The 24,069-nt window shown below is 59.7% G+C and carries 22 protein-coding genes and 1 tRNA gene; 6 read left to right on the top strand and 17 right to left on the bottom strand.

All coding sequences use genetic code 11. The features are described from left to right. Positions 1–210: 210 nt before the first annotated feature. From AC1RCS_RS08160 to AC1RCS_RS08140, 5 genes are all read right to left on the bottom strand, one after another. The gene (locus AC1RCS_RS08160; RefSeq protein ID WP_492244243.1) at positions 211–1,041 is read right to left on the bottom strand and encodes a retron system putative HNH endonuclease; all 831 of its coding nucleotides are present in this window, start codon (positions 1,039–1,041) and stop codon (positions 211–213) included. Then, positions 1,038–3,236 (bottom strand): AAA family ATPase, encoded by a 2,199-nt coding sequence (locus tag AC1RCS_RS08155; protein WP_492244242.1) that lies wholly within the window; start codon positions 3,234–3,236, stop codon positions 1,038–1,040. The genes AC1RCS_RS08160 and AC1RCS_RS08155 overlap by 4 nt, the downstream gene beginning before the upstream one ends. A gap of 169 nt (positions 3,237–3,405) precedes the next feature. Continuing rightward, positions 3,406–4,785, bottom strand: coding sequence for an MBL fold metallo-hydrolase (locus AC1RCS_RS08150; RefSeq protein ID WP_492244241.1), 1,380 nt, complete (start codon positions 4,783–4,785; stop codon positions 3,406–3,408). Further along, the gene (locus AC1RCS_RS08145; protein WP_492244240.1) at positions 4,782–6,650 is read right to left on the bottom strand and encodes a hypothetical protein; all 1,869 of its coding nucleotides are present in this window, start codon (positions 6,648–6,650) and stop codon (positions 4,782–4,784) included. The genes AC1RCS_RS08150 and AC1RCS_RS08145 overlap by 4 nt, the downstream gene beginning before the upstream one ends. Positions 6,651–6,711: 61 nt before the next feature. Next, on the bottom strand, positions 6,712–7,743 hold the full coding sequence (locus tag AC1RCS_RS08140; protein WP_492244239.1) for a patatin-like phospholipase family protein: 1,032 nt from the start codon (positions 7,741–7,743) through the stop codon (positions 6,712–6,714). A 413-nt stretch (positions 7,744–8,156) separates the two neighbouring features. On the opposite strand from AC1RCS_RS08140, the gene AC1RCS_RS08135 reads away from it, so the two are divergent. After that, positions 8,157–9,041 carry a hypothetical protein gene (locus tag AC1RCS_RS08135; RefSeq protein WP_492244238.1) on the top strand — a complete coding sequence of 295 codons (885 nt, stop codon included), beginning with the start codon at positions 8,157–8,159 and terminating at the stop codon, positions 9,039–9,041. Positions 9,042–9,148: 107 nt separating this feature from the next. On the opposite strand, the gene AC1RCS_RS08130 is transcribed toward AC1RCS_RS08135, so the two are convergent. Both AC1RCS_RS08130 and AC1RCS_RS08125 read right to left on the bottom strand, forming a co-directional pair. Next, complete coding sequence (locus tag AC1RCS_RS08130; protein ID WP_492244237.1) at positions 9,149–11,344, bottom strand: sensor histidine kinase; 2,196 nt, start codon at positions 11,342–11,344, stop codon at positions 9,149–9,151. Beyond that, complete coding sequence (locus tag AC1RCS_RS08125) at positions 11,304–12,002, bottom strand: response regulator transcription factor (protein WP_492244236.1); 699 nt, start codon at positions 12,000–12,002, stop codon at positions 11,304–11,306. The genes AC1RCS_RS08130 and AC1RCS_RS08125 overlap by 41 nt, the downstream gene beginning before the upstream one ends. A 252-nt stretch (positions 12,003–12,254) precedes the next feature. On the opposite strand from AC1RCS_RS08125, the gene AC1RCS_RS08120 reads away from it, so the two are divergent. The 5 genes from AC1RCS_RS08120 to AC1RCS_RS08100 are packed head-to-tail and all read left to right on the top strand — an operon-like array spanning position 12,255 to position 15,837. After that, the gene (locus AC1RCS_RS08120; protein WP_492244235.1) at positions 12,255–13,184 is read left to right on the top strand and encodes an AAA family ATPase; all 930 of its coding nucleotides are present in this window, start codon (positions 12,255–12,257) and stop codon (positions 13,182–13,184) included. Further along, positions 13,181–13,657 (top strand): hypothetical protein, encoded by a 477-nt coding sequence (locus AC1RCS_RS08115; RefSeq protein ID WP_492244234.1) that lies wholly within the window; start codon positions 13,181–13,183, stop codon positions 13,655–13,657. The genes AC1RCS_RS08120 and AC1RCS_RS08115 overlap by 4 nt, the downstream gene beginning before the upstream one ends. Then, positions 13,654–14,154, top strand: a complete 501-nt coding sequence (locus tag AC1RCS_RS08110; protein WP_492244233.1) for an HORMA domain containing protein — start codon at positions 13,654–13,656, stop codon at positions 14,152–14,154. The genes AC1RCS_RS08115 and AC1RCS_RS08110 overlap by 4 nt, the downstream gene beginning before the upstream one ends. Next, entirely contained in the window at positions 14,154–15,059 is a 906-nt protein-coding gene (locus AC1RCS_RS08105; RefSeq protein ID WP_492244232.1) for a CBASS oligonucleotide cyclase, read from the top strand. Before AC1RCS_RS08110 ends, AC1RCS_RS08105 begins: the two co-directional genes overlap by 1 nt. 7 nt (positions 15,060–15,066) lie before the next feature. Next, complete coding sequence (locus AC1RCS_RS08100) at positions 15,067–15,837, top strand: DUF6602 domain-containing protein (RefSeq protein ID WP_492244231.1); 771 nt, start codon at positions 15,067–15,069, stop codon at positions 15,835–15,837. Positions 15,838–16,693: 856 nt separating this feature from the next. Here AC1RCS_RS08100 and AC1RCS_RS08095 read toward each other — a convergent pair. The 10 genes from AC1RCS_RS08095 to AC1RCS_RS08050 form a co-directional block, all read right to left on the bottom strand. Further along, positions 16,694–17,698, bottom strand: coding sequence for a DnaJ C-terminal domain-containing protein (locus AC1RCS_RS08095; RefSeq protein WP_492244230.1), 1,005 nt, complete (start codon positions 17,696–17,698; stop codon positions 16,694–16,696). Positions 17,699–18,079: 381 nt separating this feature from the next. Further along, positions 18,080–18,167 (bottom strand) — tRNA-Ser (locus AC1RCS_RS08090). 19 nt (positions 18,168–18,186) lie between these two features. Continuing rightward, positions 18,187–18,867 carry an urease accessory protein UreG gene (gene ureG / locus AC1RCS_RS08085; RefSeq protein ID WP_218293566.1) on the bottom strand — a complete coding sequence of 227 codons (681 nt, stop codon included), beginning with the start codon at positions 18,865–18,867 and terminating at the stop codon, positions 18,187–18,189. Further along, complete coding sequence (locus AC1RCS_RS08080; RefSeq protein WP_492244229.1) at positions 18,864–19,574, bottom strand: urease accessory protein UreF; 711 nt, start codon at positions 19,572–19,574, stop codon at positions 18,864–18,866. The genes ureG and AC1RCS_RS08080 overlap by 4 nt, the downstream gene beginning before the upstream one ends. 24 nt (positions 19,575–19,598) lie before the next feature. Further along, a complete protein-coding gene (ureE, locus tag AC1RCS_RS08075; RefSeq protein ID WP_492244228.1) occupies positions 19,599–20,261 on the bottom strand; it encodes an urease accessory protein UreE in 663 nt (220 codons plus the stop codon). 77 nt (positions 20,262–20,338) lie between these two features. Beyond that, entirely contained in the window at positions 20,339–20,827 is a 489-nt protein-coding gene (locus tag AC1RCS_RS08070; protein WP_492244227.1) for a GNAT family N-acetyltransferase, read from the bottom strand. 11 nt (positions 20,828–20,838) lie between these two features. Next, a complete protein-coding gene (gene ureC, locus AC1RCS_RS08065; protein ID WP_492244226.1) occupies positions 20,839–22,557 on the bottom strand; it encodes an urease subunit alpha in 1,719 nt (572 codons plus the stop codon). 91 nt (positions 22,558–22,648) lie between these two features. Further along, the gene (locus AC1RCS_RS08060; RefSeq protein WP_218341495.1) at positions 22,649–22,954 is read right to left on the bottom strand and encodes an urease subunit beta; all 306 of its coding nucleotides are present in this window, start codon (positions 22,952–22,954) and stop codon (positions 22,649–22,651) included. Between the two features lie 26 nt (positions 22,955–22,980). Continuing rightward, entirely contained in the window at positions 22,981–23,595 is a 615-nt protein-coding gene (locus AC1RCS_RS08055) for a HupE/UreJ family protein (RefSeq protein ID WP_218341494.1), read from the bottom strand. 35 nt (positions 23,596–23,630) lie between these two features. After that, positions 23,631–23,933, bottom strand: a complete 303-nt coding sequence (locus AC1RCS_RS08050; protein ID WP_055399013.1) for an urease subunit gamma — start codon at positions 23,931–23,933, stop codon at positions 23,631–23,633. Between the last annotated feature and the right edge of the window lie 136 nt (positions 23,934–24,069).

The following is a 24,069-nucleotide window of genomic DNA, read 5'->3' as shown; positions in this document are numbered from 1 at the left end:
GAGATACTTCACCGGTAGAGTTCGAAAGACGCCATTTCCAACGGCTCAAAAGTGTCTAGGGAATCCGGGGCGATTCATTCTCACCACCTTCTATAAAAGTACAACACAGCCTTGGATGGACTGGAGCCGTAGGTGTTGGTGTCTACTGCCGCTGCCCTTTGATAGCAATCTGCCTGTTGGTACTGATACGGTGCTGACGCCACACACAGGTCACGGGTGAAGCCCGAACTCCCGAAATACGGCTCGGACAGCCGCCAGGTAGGGTTCTGTCTTGTCGAGGTGGCTTTGAGCCTCTTGCATCAGGGTTCTCACCTGATCGTCCAGAAAGGAACGCATCACCGGGTCGGCAGTGGCCTGAGCTTTTGCGGCAATCTCACTCGCTTGCTGGAGAGCCGCTCGCACTCGCGTCTGCTTCCTCTCCCGCTGCTCGACCAAGTCCTTCCGCGCGAGTCCATAGACCTCGATCGACGCTTCTCCCTTACGACTTGGAGCTCCAACTGCGTCCAGCGCCGGCCGCACCAATCCCTTGTCGAGAAATTCAAGGTGCTGCTCGGGATCGTCGTCGCAGGGATTCAGAAGCAATGGCTCCTCCCGATTTTTGGACCCGTGACTGCGCCAGCGTCGGGACTCGTCAGCAATCGGAAATAAGTTCGCCTTGCCCGATACACCTGTTGCTCTGTCGATGAACTCCTTGGCTCTTTTGCGATTGCAGTCGATGCAAGACGGCAGCAAGTTGCTCCATGCGGCAGCTAGCCAGTAGTACCCCGGCTGCGCAAGCTTTCCATTGACAATGACACCGCCCTTCGGACGGAAGTGTTCAATGTCCTCGGGGCCTCCGGCGGCGTAGTTGAATTCACAATAGGCGCACTTCTTGTTAAACATCGCACGCAGCGCCGCGACGACGTCGTCTTCCTTGTAGGCTTTGAACTCGAACTGGATGCCGTTCTTCACCGCTAGGATGGCATCCTTCGTCTCCTTCACACCCTTGGCGTCGATGCCGTCAAGGCTGGCGGGAGTAGGAACTCGATCTACGTGTATCACGTTCCGCTTCCAGCCACAGGCGGTTCAATCCGAACTTCCGCCCACAACGACTTCAAACGCTCCCGCGCGGCCGCCTGAGTTGAGTCAGACAACGCCTCAAAGTTAGCCTTACTTTGGGCGATCATGGCGTCTGCAGCTTCAAACACCAGCCGCTCTCTTGGAGTCAATCCAAGGCGCGCACCGTCATCAAGTTGCATGCGCAGTTCACTCAATCTGGCGTCTTGCGCTGCTGTTCTCGAGCGCTGAGCGAGCAAAACGTAGTACTCCTCAAAAAGCGTGTCTATCGCTAAATCTTCGGTGGAGTTCAAACCGAACAATTCGGAGGTCAGTAGCTGATCGACCCGCATCAACTGCGGAGATGGGAAGTCTGCACTGTCCGCTGTTATGGCGACCACTTTGCCATCCAGAGTTCGTTTAAGCACAGCGACCTCTTCGCGCTCTAGCCCACGTAAGGTCAGTGGCTCGTGACTGGTGACGATAAACTGCATGCGAGGAAATACCTCCCCGAGGCGCTGGACAATCCGCATCTTCCACCTTGGGTGGAGATGAGCGTCCACTTCGTCGATTAGCACGATGCCTTCGGCCGAAGCCATGTCTTGCCAACCCAGCCGCATCACGCTCATGATGTCCAACGCTAGTGCAAGTACCGCTTGATAGCCGCTGCTGAGGGTATCCAGTGTGTCTTTGACTCCAGGCGTTTCGACAAATATTCGGTCACCTCTGCGAGTGAACTTCGCGCCGTCGGCTCGTGGCAAGAGTGCTGACAAAGAGCGTACAAATCTATCGAACTCAGTCTTCTTGGCTTCGTAGAGCCATGGCCGTCCATCACTCAGGCGAGAGTACGGGTCGAAGAGGTTGTTAATCCTGAACCTGGAACTACTGGGAGCGACATCTTTATCTTGCTTCAGCAAGCGGGTCGCGCCGTACCCGAGCACCATCAGTTTCGGCTCAGGTGGATCCACCTGGATTCGATTGCCTCGCCGAATGAGCGTCATCACGATGGGCTTTGACATCCCTGTTACGTGTACCGTCACTTGTCCACGGCTACATCCACGACGCAGGAGGTCGGTTGCCTTGATGCCTGTGCTTTCGACGCCAGCCTGACCAACGAGCGCGCATGCAAGGGCCTGAAGCACTGTGCTCTTGCCGCAGCCGTTCTCACCAAGCAGGACGAGCCACTCGCCTGGGTTGCCGCTACCGATGGAGGCGCGTAGTTCCAGTTTTTCGAAAGCCCTGATATTGATCAATTCGAAACGCTCGATGAACCTTGCTTGGCGGTAGTAATCATCCGACACGTTCTTGTCGGCGATCGAGTAGGACTCAGTGCCCTGGTTCCGGGCTGTCAGTCCCAAAGACGCGTCCTTGATCTCCTTCTTGCGTGAGTTGAGACCGGAAACCAGGGCAGTCTCAAAATCGAGGAAGCTCCGTGTCAATCGGTGCAGCCTTGGGCTGGCCTTCGATGCTTCAACGGCCCAGGCTTTCACATACTGTCGCCTCATAGCGGTAAAGGGTTGGTCGGGCGCCGTCATTCTCGCAAGCACTTTAAAAATGCCTTCCAACTGCCGCTCACTAGGCTTTCCCTTAGTCATGAGCGAAAGCAATACGAGTAGGTCATTCCTTCGAGCTTCGACAAGCGAATCTCGGTTGAGTCCCAGGACGTCGATGCTTACTCGCCCTCTTTCATCGTTGCTCGTGACGCGGCCATCATCCAAAAAGAGTAGTACGCGCGTGGGCTCATCTACACGAGGATCCAACAAGAGCCGGTCCTCGGATTCCAGCGCGGCTCCTACAGCACCGATCGGTGCCCTAAGGCCTCTAACGGGAAAGCGTTGCCCCTTCAAGGTGTTGCATTGGCGACAAGCCGGTAGATAGTTGCTCCACTCGAAGGTCAGCCACCAGTAGTAACCATCGTCAATCTTTCCGTCCAGGTTGGCTGCACGCTGCTTCGGCCGAAATGCTTCGATATCGGGTTTCTCGGTCGGCGTCTCGCAATAGGCGCACTTCGCAGGCAGCTGTTCTCTAAAACCCCTTCGTACGTGCGGATAAATGCGAGTGCCAATGCGTTGGAAGTCGAACCGAGACTGTGCTCGAGATGAGGACGTTCTTAAAAAAAAGGCCTCCGCTTCCTTTCGCAACATTAGCGCTTCCTGCGAAAGAAAGAATTCTGGAGGTCTGGTTTGAGGAAGCTTAATCATGACTGCATCTCCGTCTGCAGACAATATGGCAACTGAGCATTCGTGACGTGTCCGTACTGAGCCAGCATTGCGTGCGACTCTGTGTGATGTGCGCGTTCGCCTTAACTTCACGTTGAGGAAATACTGGCAGCATCTTCATTGCCGCGAGCGGACTTCGTGACATCATTGCTCAAAAATCGATTCGGACTTGTGTAAATAGTCCATTGATTGCCATCTCCTGGGTGGAGTGGAAATGCGTATCGTGCTTAAGCTCATCAACCAGCGTTTTTCTTGGAACTTCTGTTCGCTTCTCCTCGCTGCCATGCTTGCCAGCCATCGTCGAGAGAACGGAGGTCATGCGATTCTTTTTTGACGGATTTCCACGCTTGCTGAAGCCCTTCCACAGTGACTTGGGCGTGGCATTCAGGCTTCCGTGATGTCCGACTTTGTAGAGGTCAACATCTGCCAGCATCTCCGCAACCCCGGGTTGTTCAAGTGCATATGACCAATTCTCGATCTGCGCATCACCAGGAAACAGCAACCGCTTTCCACCCACCTCGAAAAGCAAGATGAGACTGGTGTTGTTCATCGCCTTGTCCAGCATGGTGACAATGCCGAGAAGCTGATTGCCGCGAGCATTGGTGATGTGCTTCGCCGCCCAGCGTGCCTCTCGCGGCAGCTTGCCTTTTTTGGCGAAAACATAGCTCGCAGCAAATGGCCCATGCGCATTGCCGTCGATTGAGTTTGCCGTGGACACTCCACGAGCATGGAAATGCCAAAACTCATCGTTGTCGGTAGCGCGCTGCTTCTTGATAGTCGCGCTTTGATCCACCGTGGGTGGCCCCAGAACGTGGGTCTTTACACCGGGTAGCAAATCCTTAAGAGGATCCTCCATGCCGTAGTACGCGTACGAGCTTTTTCCTGCCTTCCCCATGTCCGCCAAGTTCTCAACAGCAGAAAGGTTCTTGGTGTTATCCCGCCCAAGAAAATCAAGCCGGTCAGCCAGGCCGCGTGGTAGTCCTCCTGGTTTCTCGGCGGCCAACTTGACGACCTGCTCCGCCACGTTGTTCATGGCCTGAAGCGCGCTAAACGCCCGAGCGCTCCCAGAGGTGGCTTTGGCATTCTTTGTACGTGGCCCCGTGGCATCCGTTGCCAATGTCAAATCTTCAGTCCATGGCTGCAGTACAAGGCGCGGCTGAAGTGCCCGAATGATGTCTCCGGAGCCACTACCGTTGGATTTTGTGGCGAACCCGCTGATGTGGTCGGCATGTCGGTGTGTGGCCACAACAGCATCCAGTTGCGATCCCCGACATTTCTCCCTGATGTCTTCCGCAACTCTTTGCATTAGCTTTCCACTGTCTGCCTCTGGCGCTCCAGTGGTACCGAAATCAATGAGTACATGCCGCTTGTCAGAGTCGCCATCCCCATACACGAACTGCAACAGAAAGCAGTCGCCAAAGCCTACTTGGTAGGCGAACAGATTGAGATGAGTCGGTCCCTTGGCGGACTTCGTCAAAGCATGATGCTTTGCCCCCGTGCCGGTCTTCGCACGCGCCTTGTTCGTACTCATACCGAGCCTCCTAAATGGCCTTTGATCGGACGCGATACAGGTTGTGCGCTTTTGGCTCGCGGACTGGACGAAGTTCTCTGCCGTTTGCCTGTGTCATCACAAGAAGCGCAGTGCGCTCGCATCCAATGTAGATTGGCAAAGGCACTGCCTATCTCGGGATCCTCCGTGGGCTCGCCGACCAGGTACTCAAGCCGTTTGCGCTGCCATTGACCATCGTTCATTTGCCTGGCGATGTGGTACTTCAACTGGCCATATTGGTCAAACACAAGCGTACCTGCGCCATAGACGGTCAGCGCCGTATTGGAGCTCACACCTGGTGGGCGCGGATCCACGTTACAAACCACCTTGAGCTCCGCCCCGAATATGTTGGCGCGGCTGACGTATTCGCAGATGGTCTCGCGCAACAGGAAGCCTTCAGGCCCGATGCGTAGGCTGGGGCGTACAGAGACTACTTGGGTGTAGGACCGCTCGTCGACGCCCAGCGCGTCTCGGTTTTCCCAGACGAATCGGAATACTTCTTCTGGGTCGCGGAGCATGGACTCAAAGTTCGTCCTCCGGTACTGGATAGAGGCGTGCTGCGAGAAGCCGAGCCAACAGCCACTCGCGTCCGTTCTACTCACAGGAGGCACTATTCCGAAGGACCCAAATACTTCTAAGACAGTGTTTCGATAGTGGTACCTCTTGTCATCGGGGGCAATTTCAGCATCTGCTGTGAGCAGCGCTGCAAGGTAGTCCCCGAATTCCAAGTCCAAAGGCGGGCAATAGTCGAGGGCTCGAATTGACATGGTGAGAAGGTGGTCTGCCACCTTGGCCCCCTCGGCCGCAACCTCCACGAGGTTGTAGTAACCATCATCAAAGGTCCCAAGCTCCTCAATGCGACGCAGCCAGATCTGAAGGAACGTGCGCATCAGGGCGGCAGCTAGGATTTCCCCTCGGGTATGCGGCTCTCGGAAGTCTGGAGAGTCGAGCAAGTCGCGCGAGGGCTTGATTCGCACTGATCGACGCAAAGCATTCGCTCGCATCCCACCAAGCGCCCGCCCAAACTCCTCCGCAAGTCCCATGAGGGCGCCGTCGGTCAAAGCGCTGGCAGTGAGCGCCCTCCGATGAATCAGAGATTTGCCCTTGCTCTTGATGACTACGCGGTTGGCAACATCATTGAACTGAGTCAGGGCCAGTTCAACGACTTCCTTGAGGGAAAAGACCGACAGCAGCGCGACAACATCTGAGAAACCTTCATGAAATGCAGCCTGATCCGGTCCGGAGAAATTCATGAAGCCTGCGCGGAGCCCGTCCAGCAGAGCATGGGTAGTCTCGTGCACGATGATGTCGTGCGAGAGACTCGTAAAGACAAAAGGCTTCACAGGCTCCTGATCGGCTTTGAAGTAGCCGAACATCAACGCGCGGTCTTCACGGGAGTAGAACGCATTGGCATCCACAAAGGCGTGCGGGGCAACATGGAGCTGATGACCATCGAAACCCCAGTGCACCCGCCGTCCCAACGCGTACTCAAAACGCGCCAGCGTTCGCATTACCAACGCATAGACGTTCTGCCCGTGAAACGCCGGGTTGGCTAGCAATTGGTCTTCCACCTTTTTGCGGAGCTTGCTCCCGGGAGGTGGAAGCTGGGCCGCAAAAATGTCCTCTAGCCTGCCTTCCGCATCCTCTTGGTATGCGTGGGCCTTGTACAGCACACCGGCCTCAGCATCGAAGTCAACGACCTTGACCCGGTATCCCGTGGGCCCGAGGGCAAGTCGTTCTGCTGGGACATCTACAGTCGCAAATACCCGCTCTCCTGCGGGCCCAGTCACTCCTGGATCTTGGGCCAACACTAAGAACGACTGCTTGCCTGGCTTGATCATCGTCACGGCTGGGCTCCTCTAGACTGCGCGACCATATGTGGTCGCAATTCGACCTGGACAGATCGGATCAAACCGCCGCGAGGAGCTCGGGTGCGTATGAACGAAGGCGGGCTTCAACGAGTGCCCCTCCGTGGCGTTGGAGAACAGTCATTTCGTCGTTGTTCAGCCGCTTCAGGTTGGTGCTGATCGAGGACGCAAAGGTGGCATCTCCCGGGTTGGCTTGTCCCTCGACGCTATCGATAGAGAACCACAGTGGCTTTGGCCCCTTACCCGCCAAGTGCCGATGCTGCATGCGATCGAACTGCAGCCCTCGCACTTGCTCCATCAGAATGTCCAGTGCAGCTTTGAGGACCATGGCTCCGGCCTCTGTAGGCTCCGAGGTATTGGTGAACGGCTTTCCTCCGTCACTGGTGATCAAATAGTCGAGCTTGTTTCGTTCCACACGCAGACCAGGATTGATACCGAGGTTGTCGTAGACACCTCCGTCCGTGAGCGTCACATAGCCCACTTTCTCTGCCGGAGGGTAGACATCCGGATCCAGCCGCAGAGGTCCGAAAACAGGCGGGAATGCTGAAGATGCCGCAACAGCATTGCTGATTCTGAAGGTTCCCGCATCGACAACGCCAAGCTCATGCTCGCCCATCTCCGCTTTAGAGGCGCTCCCGCCACCAGCGACAAAGAAGAACATGTTCCCCGTCGCAATGTTCGTCGAGTTCAAATAGATCCGAGGGCCGTGTTGCAGAGTGGACAACGACTTCTCACCGAAGAGATCTTTGTCGTAGCTCTCTGCCAACTTGTCCAGGCGGGACTCAAACGGATCCAGGATGCCCCCGATCACGGATCCCACCGCAATTGACTTGGTTCTGAGGTACTCGTCGAGCTTTTCCAGCGCTGCATCAACGCCACTCGACCAATTCACCGCAAGCGTTGCTCCCGCAATACTTCCGCCACTGACACATGTCAAAAGATCAATGCGTTGAAGAAGCCCCAGTGACTGAAGCTTACGCAACATGCCTAGATGAAAGGCAGCGGCTCTGAATCCCCCGCCAGACAAAGCAAGGCCAATGCGGCAATCTTTGCCGCCGATCGTCACTGTCATAGTCCCTCCATTTCGAGTGCATGAACTTATGAAGAAACGTTACAGCAGGGGGGAGGGGGGCGCAAGAAATTCTTTGCCTGATCAAAGTTGGCTCCTTCTTGCATGAAAAAATGCTTGAAGAGAACGACGCCTATATTGCGGAATATGCTGCTTGGTATCCCTTGTGGTTGCTGCCGCTCAGCTTTTCTGACCCTAGGGCAGTGGCAGTTGTCTTCAGATCGGAGATGTGACCTGGCTGATCACGGTCGGCCAGAGGTTTTACGGTGTTCCGACCGACAGTCTGCTGGCGCATCTACTCATCCCTGGCAGCCACTACGTCATGATCGACCAACCGCCGTTGAGGACGAGATATCTTGTAGATGGCGCAGCGGTCAAGGTGGCTGGTATTCCGGTCGGGTCGCTACACGGTACAAATGAACGGCTCCTGCCGCGAACCTAAAATACATACAGAGCTCATGGCCATATATCTACTCGATAAGAACGTCGTAGAGGACATCAAGAATTCCCTGAAGGGTTGTCATACTAAGGGTGCACTCACTGCACGGTCCATTGATCGCAAGAGCAACACTGTCAGCCCGTTGCTTTCGATTCTCGAAGGTAGCGTACGCAGGGCGCAGTCCGGGCCAGAGCTTCTTGACCAGCTAATTGCCGACACCCAAGCAGTCGGCATGTTCTATCACTTCGCTAAGACGGATTCCCAATTCCTCCAGACCTTCAGCGCCACGATGGTCGCGGCTCTCGCCCCACATATGAGAGAAAAGGTTGGTGAGCTCGTCCCGTTGGCCGGGAAACTACAAGCCCTCGTCGTGCAAGAGCGCAGATGGGATGATGCGTGCGAGTTCCTACCGAAGATCGACGCTTTAGCTCGCGAGTATGAAGTTACGCTCTCGCACCCGCTCATCACTTGTGCGGTGGCTTGCCTTTACGGGTGCGGATCTGCAAGAAAGGTTCTGAAACCAGCTGTCAGCCCAACCGACCAGGGGGCCTATAACGCGGTGGCTGATATCCGCCTCATCATAGAAGCGGCTTACATACGGAGGATGTGGAACGAAAACAGAAAACGAGAGAGTGTTCTATTCATTTCAAGTGACAAAAACCTCAACTCGTTCGCCAAGTTGCTTCAACTGCGAGTGGATATGTCCGTTGTGACAAGCGAAGGTAGCCCTGAAATGGTTACCTTTAGCGCCACGATGAGTAAAGACCTACTGCCGAGTCTGCGATCGCAGCCTAAGGAAATGCAGCGCGTACTCGATTACCTCGAGACGTCACGCGCTAGCGAAAAGTCCATCTTCGAATAACGTGTCTGGATAGCTTTCGCGGCCAATGTTCTCTTCTCTTAAGGCGCTTTGTCGGCTAGGTCACCTTTCATCGAGGTCTAAGATGTGAACCGCATTTGCTCCCCAGACTACTTGGTTGCGCGCCACGGGAACTGCAAGAAGAAGGAGACTCCATTCAGCTCATTGCGAGCGGACAGCGTAGCCTCCATCGCCAAAGCGTAAATGCGAGATGCAAAGAGGCCAAGACCGCTGTTCACCCCCGAATGGCCGTCGGAGACACCCAAATCGAATATCTGCTCGATACCAGCCTCTGGAATGGCTGGGCCTTGATTAAATACGGCCAGCTCAACGAAGGAGTCTCCTCTCTGAAGTCGTAGTTCAATGTCGGTTCCAGGGAGGCGATATCGCTCTGCGTTGTCAAGCAGGTTGTCGAGAATTTGCTCCAGCTGCATGGAATCCATTTGAACAATGACCTCGTCGGTAGGACCAACGTACTTCACTTTTCGCCCAACCTCATTGAGGTTATGTGCGAATCGACTCAGCCAGTCAGCCAAGTCATGAGGCGCCACGGCGATCTCTCCGGACCGAAGGCCCTCCTCCACGCTATTGGCCGTGAAGAGCGCAGTGACAGCCCGCCTAATGCGACCCAACTGCTGCTGAACGGCAGGCAAATCCTTAGTGATGTTCAGGAGCGATTGCAACGGCGAGCGAATTTCGTGGCCGATGGCGTCGAGAATGGACTTGCGGTTCTGCAGATGACCTTCTTGCAGCCGGAGCTTTTCGGCTCGCACGGCCTGTTCTTCACGTAGCCGCTTGACCAAGTTGGAGTCACGAGAGCGACTCCGCCGAAGAACTAGGTAGAACACTCGAGCTAGGGTCCCGAGTTCGTCTCGCTCAGCAAATTGCTTTAACCGCTCCTCGCCCGTTCGCTTCACTACAACGGAATAGGCTGTCTTCCGAATTCGTCGCAACTTCCAATTGTTGTGCCCCCAGTAGAAGGCCATTCCCAAGATGAGGAAGAGGGCTCCAGAAATCCAGGTGAACGCTCTAGTTGCAAGGTCTGGCAACATGAATGGCGTCGAAGTCAGAGTTGCCACAGCGTTCGTGACACCTCCAATCCGCAAGTTCTGGGACTCGACCATCGGCGAGCTTTGCAGAACGGCCTTCGAGATGACGAGTTCGGTCCACTTGTCGGCAACCCACTGCCACCTTCCGTCCAGCCGGGTCGTGGATTGACTAATGCCTTCATCGTCGGAGCGCCAGACAACGGGCCCGTTCCCGGCGGCCGCATATGCTCTGACCTGCAGCGATGCCCGGGAGGGGACCGCTGCCAAGTAGGCTTGAGTCAGTGAAACAAGGGGTGTTCCAACCTGTCCAGCGGGAACTTGGAACAAAACCTCTACCTTGTCGTCCGGCCCCGCCTTGTCGCGGACCTCGACGCCGATGTTCACTTTCTTGAGCGAGCTCGTCGGCCACGGTTCATCTGAAGATGGAGCCTGAAAGAGCGCTGCATCCAGCCGTCCCACGACAGTTACGTAGTTGCGCGCCGCATTTCCGTCCTCTTCGACCAAGCTCTCAAAGGCTTGGCCACTCACAAGTCTTGACGGCTGGCCCCCCTCACCGGCTGAGAAACCGGCCAACTCATGAACTTGGTCAAAGCGTGCCAGCTGCGACGGATACCTGGATTTCGCGAGCGGAGGAATCTGGTAAGAGAGCGTGAGGCGCCCCTGCTTTTGGCCACTGAATGTGAGGACGACGCTATTTACCTCTGCCAGCGGGCGACCTGGCTGGTGGCGCTCAATCTTGCGTGAGGGGTAACGCAGGGAAAAGTAGACGTATCGACCGCTTTGGTCTCCGAGCACGGCAGCAAAGCAGGCGCGAAGACTCCCAGAAGAAGTCCCGTCTTGGCGCACACCTTGGTATTCGACTTGACACGCACGAGGTGCCTCAAAGCTGATGTCGACAGCCTTGAATCCTTTTGCGTTACCGGTCTGCAGGAGATAAGTGAAGAATGACCGGCGCAGCGTCACTACGTTCAAAGGACGCGACCCAGCGGAGAACTCCTGGGGGTTCTCCAATAACGAAGATCCATCGGGCTCGCGAATGCTGAGCAGGAACTGCGCGAGTTGCCCCTTCAGCTCAGACTCTCGAACTCGATGTTCCTTCTGAAGCGCCGCGAGATTGATATCAGCTACAGCCCCGAGGAGGCATAGAGTCAGGGCTGCTAGAAACGCGATAGTGCCGAGCGTGAAGTCCCAGCGCTTGAGACGCTGGACCCAGCGCTTACGGTGACGTCTTCCAGAGGTAGCCGCGGCCTGGTTCATTGTCGATACGGTCAAAGTCAACGTCTACTTCACGGAACTTCCTGCGGACACCCGACATCTGGGTTGCGAGCGCCTTGGAGGACAGGCCGGACTTCAAGTTCTTCAGTAGGGCTCGCGTTTCGATCAGTACTCCAGGCTGCTCAACCAGGGCCTGGACGATGCTTAGCTCCGTAATAGTCAGCTGGACGGGCTGGCCCTTCCAACGAAACCGATTCTTCCGCTGTGGGTCAGCCGTGAGTCCCTCGGGTAACCCAGGCTGTGCGGCAAGGTCACGCGCCGCATCCGACTTTGCCCAGATGAGCGCGTGCTCAATGGTGTTGATGAGGTCTTGCTCTTCAATCGGCTTCGGGATGAAGTCGTAGGCGTGTAGCGTCAGCGCGAGACCTCGAAGGTTCTCTTCCGGCATACCGGAAACCACGATAGTCGGCCAATTCGCACGGATATCGCTCAGCAGGCCAAGCCCTGCGTATCGGTTCTTAGCGCCGGCTCCGAGTTCGACATCCATTATGACTAGGTCAAACTGCTCTGACCTCAACAGCGTCTCTGCTTCTTCCTTTGTGAAGGCCTGCCTGACTTCGGCATCCATCGAGCTCTTAATGAGCACCTTGATGTTCTCGCTGTCAACGGGTACATCTTCAATGATGGCGATACGGGTCATGGCTAGCCTCGGCAGAGCTATTTCGGATGACGCGAGCATCTCACGGCTTGGCATCAGTTATTCATGCTAGCCGATGCAGGATTCTGAACCGCCAAGGCATTCAGATAAGGAAACCCTAGACGAGTCGTGGAAATCTTGCACCCGGTAACCGCCGAGACAGCACACCTGAACCAGCCTTCAGCCAAACCTATCCGTGTTACGGGAACACTACCTTTCATCGTAACAACGGCGTCCCCAGAGGACGGAACAACATTGAAAGCCCCCTCCGCTGCACAGTATCTCGTGCAACCTGAAGACCTACCACCAGGCATTGCAGCCGTGCGTGTCTTGCCCCATGAAACCCTGGATGCCCAGTGGGACGGCATCGTCGTCGCAGGCGACATCAAGGAACGTCTGCTCTCCCAGGCACTCTTGAACTTCAAGCTGCGTCCCTTGGTGTCGCGCGACCAGTTGCCGATGCACGGCGTCATTCTGCTCTCAGGACCGCCAGGCACGGGTAAGTCTTCTTTGGCCCGAGGACTGGCCAGCAAGGTGGGCGGCATCATGAAGAGCGAGAAACCCCGGCTCGTCGAGGTTGACCCACACGCACTGACCAGCTCCGCAATGGGCAAGACCCAGCGCGCAGTGAGTCAGCTGTTCTCACAGACCATCGTAGAACAGGCCGCACTGGGCCCGACGATGGTCTTGCTCGACGAAGTGGAGACGCTGGCGGCGGACCGCACTCGCCTGAGCCTGGAAGCGAATCCGGTGGACGTCCATCGCGCCACCGATGCAGTGTTGGTTCAACTGGACGCCCTTGCCGAGCGACACACCAACATCCTGTTCATCGCGACTAGCAACTTCCCGCAGGCTATCGACGGCGCGTTCACCTCGCGCTGTGACCTAGTCATCGAAGTTCCGCCGCCGGGCCCTGCAGCTGTAGAGCAGATTCTCCAGCTCTGTCTGGGCAGCCTCGCCCAGCAGTTCCCGGCGCTTGGCGTCATCGCGAACTCTTCGGAAATCACAAAGATTGCCAAGGCCAGCCACGGCCTAGACGGTCGCGCGCTGCGCAAGATGGTCGTTAACGCAATGGCCATGCGCCGCGAGACGGCTCTCGACCCGAACAAGCTGACCGCCGACGACTTGCTCGCTGCAGCCCAGCTGGCAAAGTCCGCACGCGCGCTCAAGGAGAACTCCAAATGAGTACCGTGCGCCGCGACTTCCGCAGCGTTCCATTCCGCGACGCTTCGGCCACCTGGACCGCCATCGTCGACCTCCTTAGCGGCAGCAGCTCGAACGTGGAAGCTCGTGCTGTACTGATGAGCGTGGCCGGCATTGCGGCGAGCGTCATCGCCGACCAGTCACCGAAGGCCAGTCCGATCGTCGCGACCTGCGACGGCCCACGCACCCGCATCTACTGCCTGTTTGACGACGAGTCGCTCGAAACGTCAGCCGGCAACGAAGCGAAGCTGGGATTTGACGCCCTTAAAGGCGACTGGCAGGTATCCCTGCCTGTTGCGGCCGAAGACCTTTCATGGGTCGCAGCAGCACTCAAGAAGATCACCAGCCGTGTGGTCGCACGCGACGCGGCCAGTGGCATCGCCACCGACACCACTGAGAAAGCTTCGGCAACCGCCGCCGTGGAACTCGATTTGGAAAGGTTCATGAAGCTATGAGTTCCGTATCGATCAACACATACACCCACTCGGTGACCTACGTTACTGACAACATCCTAAAGAGCCTGAAGGACATCGTCCGCCTCAGCGGCCTGAACCCGGAGAAGCTAACCAAGGAATGGGACAGCAACCAACGCGCCATCAAGACATGGATTGAATCTGGCCACCTTGAACGCGTGAAGCTTGAAGTCTTCAACCCATCCACCAACGACCTAGTCGTTCGCTGGGACATCGACATCGTCTATTCCACAGGCAGCGGTGATGGCTCCTTCTACACTGATACGGAGCAGCTGAAGTACGCAATCAAGAAGGCCGGCGTTGCACCTGCGTCGGCGAACTACGACGTGATCTTGAAGAACAAGCCGGGCCGTCCGGATGTCGATGGCTGGGGTCCCGTACCCGCCCGCTCTATCGAGGGCATGGTGCGCCAAAGCCTCGGTTCAACGATTGAACACAGCGGCCTCGGTGCGAGCGCCGCTTACTGGAGAACCCGCTGATGATTGCCACCGAAGAAGCATTCCGCAAATTCAAGTCCCGCCTCGAGCTCAATACCCGCGAACAGGACAACGCCTCCAAACGTCATACCGAGGTGCGCGAGTACATCCGCACTAAATTCTCCATCGACCGCGACTTCTTGACCGGCTCGTATGCGAGGTACACCAAGACAAAGCCGCTTAAAGACATCGACATCTTCTTCGTGATGGCTGATGTCGATGCCAAGAAGTATCGAGCTCAGGCGCCGTCGGTAGTCCTGGACGCCTACTACAACGCGCTGGTAGAGAAGTACGGCAAGGACGCTGTGCGCAAGCAGGGCCGCTCTATCAACGTTGATTTCGGCGTGGTGGTCGACTCCGATGACAACACGGACTACCGCGTCTTGAGCGTTGACGTCGTGCCGGCCGTCACAGCCGGGGACGACTACGAGATTCCCAACGCCGACACCGCCAAGTGGATGAAGACAAACCCCGACACCCATGCGGAGACGGCCAAGCGCGCACATCAAGCCTTCGACAGCGAATGGAAGGGGCTGGTACGGATGGTGAAGTATTGGAACAACAACGCGAAGCACGGCGCCGACAAACCGGTCAAGCCGTCCTTCCTCATCGAGGTTATGGCGCTCGAATGCCTTCATGGCGGCTGGCAGGGGCGGTTCGACTATGAGATTCAAGCCTTCTTTTCATCGCTCGCCGACCGCATCAAGGACGAGTGGCCTGACCCGGCCGGCCTGGGCTCGCCAATCAGTGACGGCATGGACGCCGCTCGCAAGGAGCGCGCTCGCCAATTGCTGACTGCTGCAAGCCGCGATGCGTCTCATGCCATCGACCTGGCACGCAAAGGTCAAAACGGCGAAGCGCTTAAGGCATGGCGCGCGCTTTTCGGTCCGAAGTTTCCTCTGTCCTGAGTAGCGCATGATGAACCAAAACCCTATCGCTCCGACCTCCATCGCTCTCACCGCAGCACCGGGCGATGCGACCTGGATGAAGGAGGCTTTCTCGAACGTCCGAGTGGCGCTACGCGCCAAGATGACTTTGGCCACACAATCCGTGAGCCATGCAGGGACCATGGGCGCGGTAAACGAGGACCATTGGGTCGAACTTCTCCGTTCGTGTTTACCCAACCGCTACGAGGTATCGACCGGGATCATCATTGATTCAACGGGTGGCCGTAGCGAGCAAATTGACGCGGTCATCTTTGACCGGCACTTCACTCCGACTCTTCTTGACCAGAAGAGCCATCGCTACATCCCAGCCGAAGCCGTTTACGCAGTCTTTGAATGCAAGCCGGAGGTCAATAAGGGCTACATCGAGTATGCAGAGGCCAAAGCTGCATCGGTGCGCAAGATGACCCGGACCTCGGTTCCAATCTCGCACGCAGGCGGTACATATCCGGCCAAGCCGCATTTCCGCATCCTCGCGGGCCTCCTTGCACCGAAGGCGGGCTGGAAGAGTGGCCTTGGCAAGCCGTTCCTAAAGAACCTGACCACTGACCCCGACTCAGCGCTCGACTGCGTCTGCGCACTCGACCATGGTTCGTACGACCGGTACAGCGGGAGCCCGCTCGTCGTTTCGGATGAAGCAGCCATGATGTTCTTCCTTTTCCGCCTGCTCGATCGGCTGCAATCGCTCGGCTCAGTCCCTGCGATTGACTGGGCGGCCTACAGCCGCATCATCTACCCCTAAGGCGCCTGCCGCAACCTCATCGGTGCTTCAGAACATGGCGCAGTACAGCGAATGTTTCATTGACAAGACCAATAAGAAGGTGGAACAGCCCATTTCTTTTTTGGGGTCAGCGCCATACTGCTGGTTTGCATCTGTGGCAGCGTGCTGCCGCCACTGCGCGGCATAGCTGGATGGCTTGGCGATTTCCTCTTCTGCACTGGAGTGCTGGTCGGACTCCTCAAAGTCACCGCTGGAGAGAAGCTAGAGGAAGGCATCGCTTTCCGCTGATCCGAGCAGCTGCAGGCTCTATTTCCTAGGTGGTGCTGGCTCATCGGATAGCTGTTCAACGGCGTTGCCGTGTTCGCCTGACGGCCGCTGGCGCACGTCTACGCCGTAGTGTGGGTGTTCTTCACACTGACGTAGATTGTCGATCCCGTGGGTAGCGGGGCATAAACTCGGCGCACCTCGCGCTCGTCTTCTTCATTTGCGGCGGCCATGAAGAGATAGTCAGGCTTCGGAGCCAACGGCTTGGCTGAACTCAAATGCTGAATGTCCGCTACCCCAATGGAGTGGTCGATTCCGCCCGCGGCTTTGGGGCTTGATGCGCCTGTCGCCGTTTGCAGGAGCGGCCGTTCACCTGCTGAGGCGAGGAGCGACGCGGCCGAATGACCCGCGTCGCGGGTAGAACTACCGCTCAATGCTGCCGACTTTGAATGACCGGTGTCCCCGAAAGCCGCCCCTCAGCCCGACGAGCCGAACGACTCAGATCAGCCTTAACAAGTCGGTCATAACTCTGCGGCCAACGACAGCTCCGTACCGATGATCTTGGCCAAAGCGGGCCACCATTAGTCCACCATGCTGATGGTCGTCGAGGCTCTCACCTGCGCCGATCCTGCCAGTTGTTCACCAACTGGCTCCATGCCACCATGCGATCACCTGCCGACGTACTGGCCGTCCCGGAGTTGCTTACCACCAGCCGATCGATCATGGCCTCCTGCTCCTGGCTAAGCTCCTGCGGAAACATTGGTACGACGGTGACAATGCAGTCCCCAGCCTGTGCCTCGTTCGTCCACGGCAGGCCCGCGTTTTTGATGCGGTAGTTTAGATGGCCACGCCGCAGCTTCATCTGTTGCAGCCCGCGGGGGGTTGGAACCTCAATCCAGCGATTGACCATCCATGCAAATCCATCGACGGGCAGCTCGCACTTCAAGGTCCCATCGGCTTCAGCCGTGAAGAATTCGTGCGGCTGCAGCTCCACGCGCACGCGCAGCGACAGCTTGTGCTGGCGTCGATTGCCTTTCACTCGGGCGGTGACATCGAGCAGGTCGCCAGCGCGCGCGCCAGGCGCGACCGGCACCCGGCAGCGGTACTTGCTCGGCGGTGCCTTACCGCTCGCCGCGCAGGCCGTGCAGCTGTGGCGCGTCTTCCCCTGTCCCTGGCAGGCTGCGCATTTGTCCGTGGACGAGATCCAGGCGAACCAGAGATGCGGCCGGATGTGGCCGGCGCCACCGCATTCACTGCACTCGGTAGCCTGCAGTTGCAGGCCACTGCCGGCACACTCGGCGCAGTCTTCGATCACCTCGCCTCGAACTTCCCTGACGCAACCGGTCACCACCTCCTCGAGCGTGAGGCTGATGGTGTGCTCGACGGTGGATTGTTCCGCACCGGGGGTGGGATCTTCGGTTTCAGCCTCTGGTTCGGCCCGGGCGTTGCGGATCATTTCCAGCGCCCGATTGATACGCTGAATCTTTCGCAGGGCATGCGGGCTGTTGTTGCGATCCGGGTGCCAGCGTGCGGACAGGCGGCGCCACGCAACCTTCACCTCGGCATCGCTGGAGCCTGGTTCCAGGCCAAGTTCGTGGTAGGGATCGTCGAGGTCCATGATCTCATCGGCGCAGGCTATGTTGCAGTGCAACATGGTAGCAGGCGTAGCGGGCCGACAGGATCCTCTGGCTGTGCGAGCCGGTCTGGCGTTCGCTGTGCATGGCCGAGCGTTCCCGATCTCAGGGATATCTGCTGTCGCGCCTATCCTCTTGACGAACTCGGAAGCTCTCAAAATGCCCAACGCTGACAGAGAAACAGACTCGTCCCAGGCTCGGAGAACTCACATGCGAGAAGTGGTGGAGGCCCCCTGAAAGCACGGCTCAAGTTGCTCCCTTCAGCAAGCTCCATCAATGACCAACCGAAGCAAACTTCTTTTGGTGGATTTGATGGTAGAAACAAACAAAAAAGCGCCCTACAGGGCGCTTTTTTGCTAGTGTCTTGGCGGAGACTGTGAGATTCGAACTCACGGACGGTTGCCCGTCGGCAGTTTTCAAGACTGCTGGTTTAAACCGCTCACCCAAGTCTCCGGGAGGGAAGGCGCGAATTCTAGCCCACGGCGGGCGCGGGTTTTTGCAGCATGCCGCGGGTCTCGATGAACTTCACCACGTCGGCCACGCCTGCCAATGTCTTGAGGTTGGTCATCACGAAGGGCTTGAGGCCCTGGGCGTTGGTGCGCATGCGGGTGGTGTCGGCGTGCATGACGTCCAGGTTGGCGCCCACGTGGGGGGCCAGGTCGGTCTTGTTGATGATGAACAGGTCGCTCTTGGTGATGCCGGGGCCGCCCTTGCGGGGGATTTTTTCGCCGGCGGCGACGTCGATGACGTAGATGGTGAGGTCGCTCAGCTCGGGGCTGAAGGTGGCGGCGAGGTTGTCGCCGCCGCTTTCCACGAACACGATGTCGGCATTGGGGAACTCGCCCAGCATGCGGTCGATGGCTTCGAGGTTGATGGAGCAGTCTTCGCGGATGGCGGTGTGGGGGCAGCCTCCGGTCTCCACGCCCAGGATGCGCTCGGGTGGCAGCGCGCCGCTCACGGTCAGCAGGCGCTGGTCTTCCTTGGTGTAGATGTCGTTGGTGATGGCGATGAGGTCGTAGTCGTCGCGCATGGCCTTGCACAGCATTTCCAGCAGCGTGGTCTTGCCGGAGCCTACCGGGCCGCCGATGCCCACGCGCAGGGGGGGCAGTTGCTTGGTACGGTTCGGGATGTGGTGCAGGGTGCTGGTGGTCATGATCGGAAGAGGCGGGAATATTGGGTTTCGTGCTGGGAACTCAGGATGGCCAGCATGGGAGAAAAGGCCTGGCGCTCGCTGTCCATCAGGCCGATGGCGTGGTCGGCGGCGGGGGGGATGGCATCGGCCAGGCGCGCCAGGATGCGCTGGCCGGCGCTTTGACCCAGTTGCATGGACTTGAGTGCGGCCTGGACCATGTTTTCGGCCCAGCCAAAGGCGTAGGCCAGCAGCACGTCGCGCACGGGCGCCTGGGTGGTGGAGGCGGCCAGCGCGAATGCCACGGGGTAGGTCGGGGGCAGTGCGGCCAGGTGGCGGATGCTGGGCAGGGTCTCTTCATCGTCCTGGTGCTGGTTGCGCAACCAGTCGGCCATCGACCGGCCCATCTGCTCGGTCTGCAGCCTCAGTTCGCTGGCTTCTCGGGTGTGCAGCACCCAGTCGTTGAGTTCACGCACATGCGCCCAGTCGGCGCGGCGCCAGGCGCCCACGGCCTTGGCGATCAGGGCCATGTCGCCGCGTGCCTGGGTGATGTGCAACTGGTCCAGCAGCCAGTCGGCCACGGCGGCTTCGCTGGCGATGCCTGCGTTTTCAATCGCGCTTTCCAGCCCCTCGGAATACGAGAAACCGCCCACGGGCAGCGCGGGCGAGGCGAGCCAGATGAGCTGCAGCAGGCTGGCTGCCGGCAGGGGGGCGGGGCGTTCGAGGCGCATGGCGGGGAAGGGGGACGCAGCCCGTCAGTGGCTGTGCCCGTGGCTTTCATGGTCATGGCCGTGGTTGCAGCCGGGGCCGTGCACATGGCCCTGGGCGACGACCGGGATGGCCACGGGGCGGGCGCGGGCCGGGGCGGCGCCCCGTTCGTGTCCGTGCGCATGGCCGTGACCCTGGCCGGCATCGTGGGAATGCCCATGATCGTGCCCGTGGTCATGGTCATGGCCGCCGTGCCCTGCGGCATAGGCGCCGCCCTCGGGTTCAAACGGCAGGTCCTGCGCTTTAACGATCAAGTGCATGGCGCGCAGCATGTCGGCCAGCACGTGGTCAGGTTCGATCTTGAGGTGATCGGGCTGCAGCTCGATGGGCACATGGCGGTTGCCCAGGTGGTAGGCGGCGCGGGTCAGGTCGAACGGGCTGCCATGGTTGGCGCAGTGTGTGATGACCAGCACGGGCTGCGGCGCCGCGATCACGCGGACCATGGAGCCGTCTTCGGCCACGAGCACATCGCCACCGCGCACCAGCGTGCCGCGCGGCAGGAAGATGCCCAGCTCGCGCCCGGCGGAGTCGGTGGCCGCGAAACGGCTTTTCTGGCGCACGTCCCAGTCCAGTTCGATGGTGGTGGCGCGCTTGACCAGAACGGGAGCAAGGCCTTTGCCTTGGGGGATGAGCTTGGAGGCTTGGATCATGGCGTTTCTTTTCTTTGTTCCAGCGGGTAGACCGTGCATTGTCGGCCAGGGGCGCAACCCTGTTGGGCGCCCCCGGTTTACAGCCGACGGGTCATGAAGAAGCTGTAAGGGTCGGGGCCGTAGTCGGCAAAGGGGCCGCACTCGGCAAAGCCGTGCTGGAAATACAGCTGGCGCGCGGGCTCGAAGAAGGGCTGCGGGCCCGTCTCCAGGCTCATGCGGGCAAAGCCGCGCGAGCGGGCCTCGTGCAGCAGGTGGTTCAGCAACTGGCGGGCGATGCCCTGGCCCCGGTGGCGGGCGCTGGTGCGCATGGACTTGAGTTCGGCGTGGGTGGCGTCGAGCTGCTTGAGCGCGCCGGTGCCCACCAGCACGTCGCCCTCCGCGTCAGGCAGCCAGGCGGACCAGAAGGCAATGCCGGGCTGGCGCAGCTGGTCCATCTCCAGGGCATGCACGCTTTCCGGCGGCGACACCGCGTACATGTCCTGCAGGTGTTCCTGCATGAAGGCTTCGATGCGTGGATCGCTCAGATCGTCCAGGCGGATGTGCAGGTCTTGCAGCACAGCATTCACGGAGCGCGACCTCAGAACAGGAAGTACCGCTGCGCCATGGGCAGCACCGTGGCGGGCTCGCAGGTGAGCAGCTGGCCGTCGGCGCGCACGGTGTAGGTTTGTGCGTCCACTTCCATCTTGGGCGTGTAGCTGTTGTGCACCATGTGCTGTTTGCGCACGCCGCGGATGTTGTGCACGGCGGACAGCGTCTTGCGCAGGCCGAAGCGCTCGCCGATGCCCGCATTCAGGCCCGCTTGCGACACGAAGGTGAGCGAGGTCCTGGCGATGGCCCCGCCGAACGCGCCGAACATGGGCCGGTAGTGCACGGGCTGCGGCGTGGGGATGGAAGCATTCGGGTCGCCCATCGCGGCCATGGCGATCAGGCCACCCTTGAGGATGAGCGCGGGCTTGACCCCGAAGAAGGCGGGCTTCCAGATCACGATGTCGGCCCATTTGCCGACTTCGAGCGAGCCCACCTCGTGGCTGATGCCGTGGGCGATGGCGGGGTTGATGGTGTACTTGGCCACGTAGCGCTTGATGCGCGTGTTGTCATTGCGGGCGGTGTCGCCTGCCAGGCTGCCGCGCTGCACCTTCATCTTGTGCGCGGTCTGCCAGGTGCGCAGGATGACTTCGCCCACGCGGCCCATGGCCTGACTGTCGCTGGACATCATGCTGATGGCGCCCAGGTCGTGCAGGATGTCTTCGGCGGCGATGGTCTCCTTGCGGATGCGGCTTTCGGCAAAGGCCAGGTCCTCGGCAATGCTGGCATCGAGGTGGTGGCACACCATGAGCATGTCCACATGTTCATCGAGCGTGTTGTGCGTGTAGGGCATGGTGGGGTTGGTGGAGCTGGGCAGGAAGTTCTCCTCGCCCACCACGCGCAGGATGTCGGGGGCATGGCCGCCGCCCGCGCCTTCGGTGTGGAAGGCGCAGATGCCGCGCCCGCCCACGGCCCCGATGGTGTCCTCCACAAAGCCCGATTCGTTGAGCGTGTCAGAGTGGATGGCCACCTGCGTGTCGGTGGCTTCGGCCACGTCCAGGCAGTTGCTGATGGCCGAGGGGGTGGTGCCCCAGTCTTCGTGCAGCTTGAGGCCGATGGCGCCCGCGTTGATCTGCTCATGCAGCGCATCGGGCAGGCTGGCGTTGCCCTTGCCCAGAAAGCCCAGGTTCATGGGGAAGGCGTCTGCCGCCTGCAGCATGCGCTCCAGGTTGAAGGGGCCCGACGTGCAGGTGGTGGCCAGCGTGCCCGTGGCGGGGCCGGTGCCGCCGCCCAGCATGGTGGTCACGCCGCTGGCCAGGGCTTCCTCTATCTGCTGCGGGCAGATGAAGTGGATGTGGCTGTCGATGCCGCCCGCGGTGACGATGTTGCCCTCGCAGCTGATGACCTCGGTGCCGGGGCCGATGATGATGTCCACGCCCGGCTGGGTGTCGGGGTTGCCCGCCTTGCCGATGGCGGCAATGCGGCCTGCCCTGAGTCCGATATCGGCCTTGAAGATGCCGGTGTGATCCACCACCAGGGCGTTGGTCAGCACCGTGTCCACCGCGCCTTGTGCGTTGCTGCGCTGGCTTTGCGCCATGCCGTCGCGGATGGTCTTGCCGCCGCCGAACTTCACTTCTTCGCCATAGCTGCCGGCGCGCAGCGTGTGGTCGGCCTCGACTTCGAGGATGAGTTCGGTATCGGCCAGGCGCACGCGGTCGCCCACGGTGGGGCCGAAAATTTCGGCGTAGGCGCGTCGTCCAATGGTTGCCATGGGGTGTGCTCCGCGAGAACTGATGACTATATTTTTGATAGCTGCCAGCGCTTGTTCAACAAGCCCTGGAGGCCGTTTTGGCTTGGTATTTCTACAGGGCGCCGTGCGTCAGGCCCTGAAAGCCATACACCCGGCGCTGGCCCGCGTAGTCCACCAGTTCCACGGTGCGCTCCTGGCCAGGCTCGAAGCGCACTGCCGTGCCCGATGCGATGTTCAGCCGCATGCCGCGTGCGGCGGCGCGGTCAAAGCCCAGTGCGTTGTTGGTCTCGGCAAAGTGGTAGTGCGAGCCCACCTGGATGGGGCGGTCGCCGGTGTTGCGCACCACCAGCGTGAGGGTGCGGCGGCCCGTGTTGAGCGGGTGTTCGCCGGGTTCGGTGAAGAGTTCGCCTGGGATCATGGGATGCTCCTGTGGGGCGGATTGGCTCAGGCCATCTGCGCCAGCAGCGCACCACCGAACACTGCCACGCCCGCACCCGCAGCGCGCGCCAGCCACACGTGGCGGTGGCGCAGCGCCCAGCCCGCCGCCAGGCCCGCGCCATGCAGCAGCACGGTGGCGGCCAGCATGCCCGCCAGGGTTTGCCAGGCGCTGTCGCTGCCTGCCAGCTCGTGGCCGTGGGCCACGCCATGGAACACGGCAAACACCCCCACGCCCAGCGCGGCCACCAGGCCGGGAACGCGCAGGCGCGACACGACGAGCAGGCCGGTGGCCAGCAGCGAGGCTGCAATCATCGGTTCCACCGCGGGCAGTGCCACGCCCTGCAGGCCCAGCACGGCGCCCGCCAGCAGCATGGCGGCAAAGCCCACGGGGCCCCACAGCAGTTCGCGGCCGGCGCCGCGCGCGGCCAGGGCGCTCCACAGGCCCACGGCCACCATGGCGGCCAGGTGGTCCAGGCCAAAGAATGGGTGGGCAAAGCCGCTCAGAAAACTGCTGTGGATGTGGGTTTCAGCGCCGGTATGGGCGACGGCGCTGGTACTGATGGCACTGGCAGCCATGAAGAGAAGAGCGGCTGTGTGGCGGTGTGAGAGTGCGATGCGCATGGGGGCTCCACAGAGAGAAAGAGGGAGAAAAGGGGTCAGACGATCGGCTGGTGCACGGTGACGAGCTTGGTGCCGTCGGGGAAGGTGGCCTCGACCTGGATGTCCGGAATCATCTCGGCGATGCCGTCCATCACGTCCGCGCGGGTCAGCACCGTGCGGCCCTCGCTCATCAGCTGCGCCACGGTCTTGCCGTCGCGGGCACCTTCCATCACGGCGGCGCTGATCAGGGCCATGGCCTCGGGGTAGTTGAGCTTGAGGCCCCGGGCCTTGCGGCGCTCGGCCAGCAGGGCGGCGGTAAAGATCAGCAGCTTGTCTTTTTCGCGAGGCGTCAGTTCCATGTCGTTGTACTCAATGCTGGTGTTGTTGGCTCGCGCGTCAGCCGATGCGGGGTGACCACGAGGGGCGTGCTATGGCGCACGGGGGTGATCTGGCGAGAGCTGTTCCATCATAGGCAGCAAGCCCCGTGCCCGCCAT

It is taken from the genome of Acidovorax sp. GW823-FHT01C06 (assembly GCF_058798375.1).
The sequence above is the reverse complement of the archived record's forward strand: the minus strand, read 5'-3'. Positions and strand labels throughout refer to the sequence as shown.

Bases quoted from the DNA above. Each gene is read 5' to 3' on its own strand.
- AC1RCS_RS08155 (WP_492244242.1), bottom strand. From the start codon at position 3,236: ATGATTAAGCTTCCTCAAACCAGACCTCCAGAATTCTTTCTTTCGCAG.
- AC1RCS_RS08150 (WP_492244241.1), bottom strand. From the start codon at position 4,785: ATGAGTACGAACAAGGCGCGTGCGAAGACCGGCACGGGGGCAAAGCAT.
- AC1RCS_RS08140 (WP_492244239.1), bottom strand. From the start codon at position 7,743: ATGACAGTGACGATCGGCGGCAAAGATTGCCGCATTGGCCTTGCTTTG.
- AC1RCS_RS08135 (WP_492244238.1), top strand. From the start codon at position 8,157: ATGAACGGCTCCTGCCGCGAACCTAAAATACATACAGAGCTCATGGCC.
- AC1RCS_RS08130 (WP_492244237.1), bottom strand. From the start codon at position 11,344: ATGAACCAGGCCGCGGCTACCTCTGGAAGACGTCACCGTAAGCGCTGG.
- AC1RCS_RS08125 (WP_492244236.1), bottom strand. From the start codon at position 12,002: ATGACCCGTATCGCCATCATTGAAGATGTACCCGTTGACAGCGAGAAC.
- AC1RCS_RS08115 (WP_492244234.1), top strand. From the start codon at position 13,181: ATGAGTACCGTGCGCCGCGACTTCCGCAGCGTTCCATTCCGCGACGCT.
- AC1RCS_RS08110 (WP_492244233.1), top strand. From the start codon at position 13,654: ATGAGTTCCGTATCGATCAACACATACACCCACTCGGTGACCTACGTT.
- AC1RCS_RS08105 (WP_492244232.1), top strand. From the start codon at position 14,154: ATGATTGCCACCGAAGAAGCATTCCGCAAATTCAAGTCCCGCCTCGAG.
- AC1RCS_RS08100 (WP_492244231.1), top strand. From the start codon at position 15,067: ATGATGAACCAAAACCCTATCGCTCCGACCTCCATCGCTCTCACCGCA.
- AC1RCS_RS08095 (WP_492244230.1), bottom strand. From the start codon at position 17,698: ATGGACCTCGACGATCCCTACCACGAACTTGGCCTGGAACCAGGCTCC.
- ureG (WP_218293566.1), bottom strand. From the start codon at position 18,867: ATGACCACCAGCACCCTGCACCACATCCCGAACCGTACCAAGCAACTG.
- AC1RCS_RS08080 (WP_492244229.1), bottom strand. From the start codon at position 19,574: ATGCGCCTCGAACGCCCCGCCCCCCTGCCGGCAGCCAGCCTGCTGCAG.
- ureE (WP_492244228.1), bottom strand. From the start codon at position 20,261: ATGATCCAAGCCTCCAAGCTCATCCCCCAAGGCAAAGGCCTTGCTCCC.
- ureC (WP_492244226.1), bottom strand. From the start codon at position 22,557: ATGGCAACCATTGGACGACGCGCCTACGCCGAAATTTTCGGCCCCACC.
- AC1RCS_RS08060 (WP_218341495.1), bottom strand. From the start codon at position 22,954: ATGATCCCAGGCGAACTCTTCACCGAACCCGGCGAACACCCGCTCAAC.
- AC1RCS_RS08055 (WP_218341494.1), bottom strand. From the start codon at position 23,595: ATGCGCATCGCACTCTCACACCGCCACACAGCCGCTCTTCTCTTCATG.
- AC1RCS_RS08050 (WP_055399013.1), bottom strand. From the start codon at position 23,933: ATGGAACTGACGCCTCGCGAAAAAGACAAGCTGCTGATCTTTACCGCC.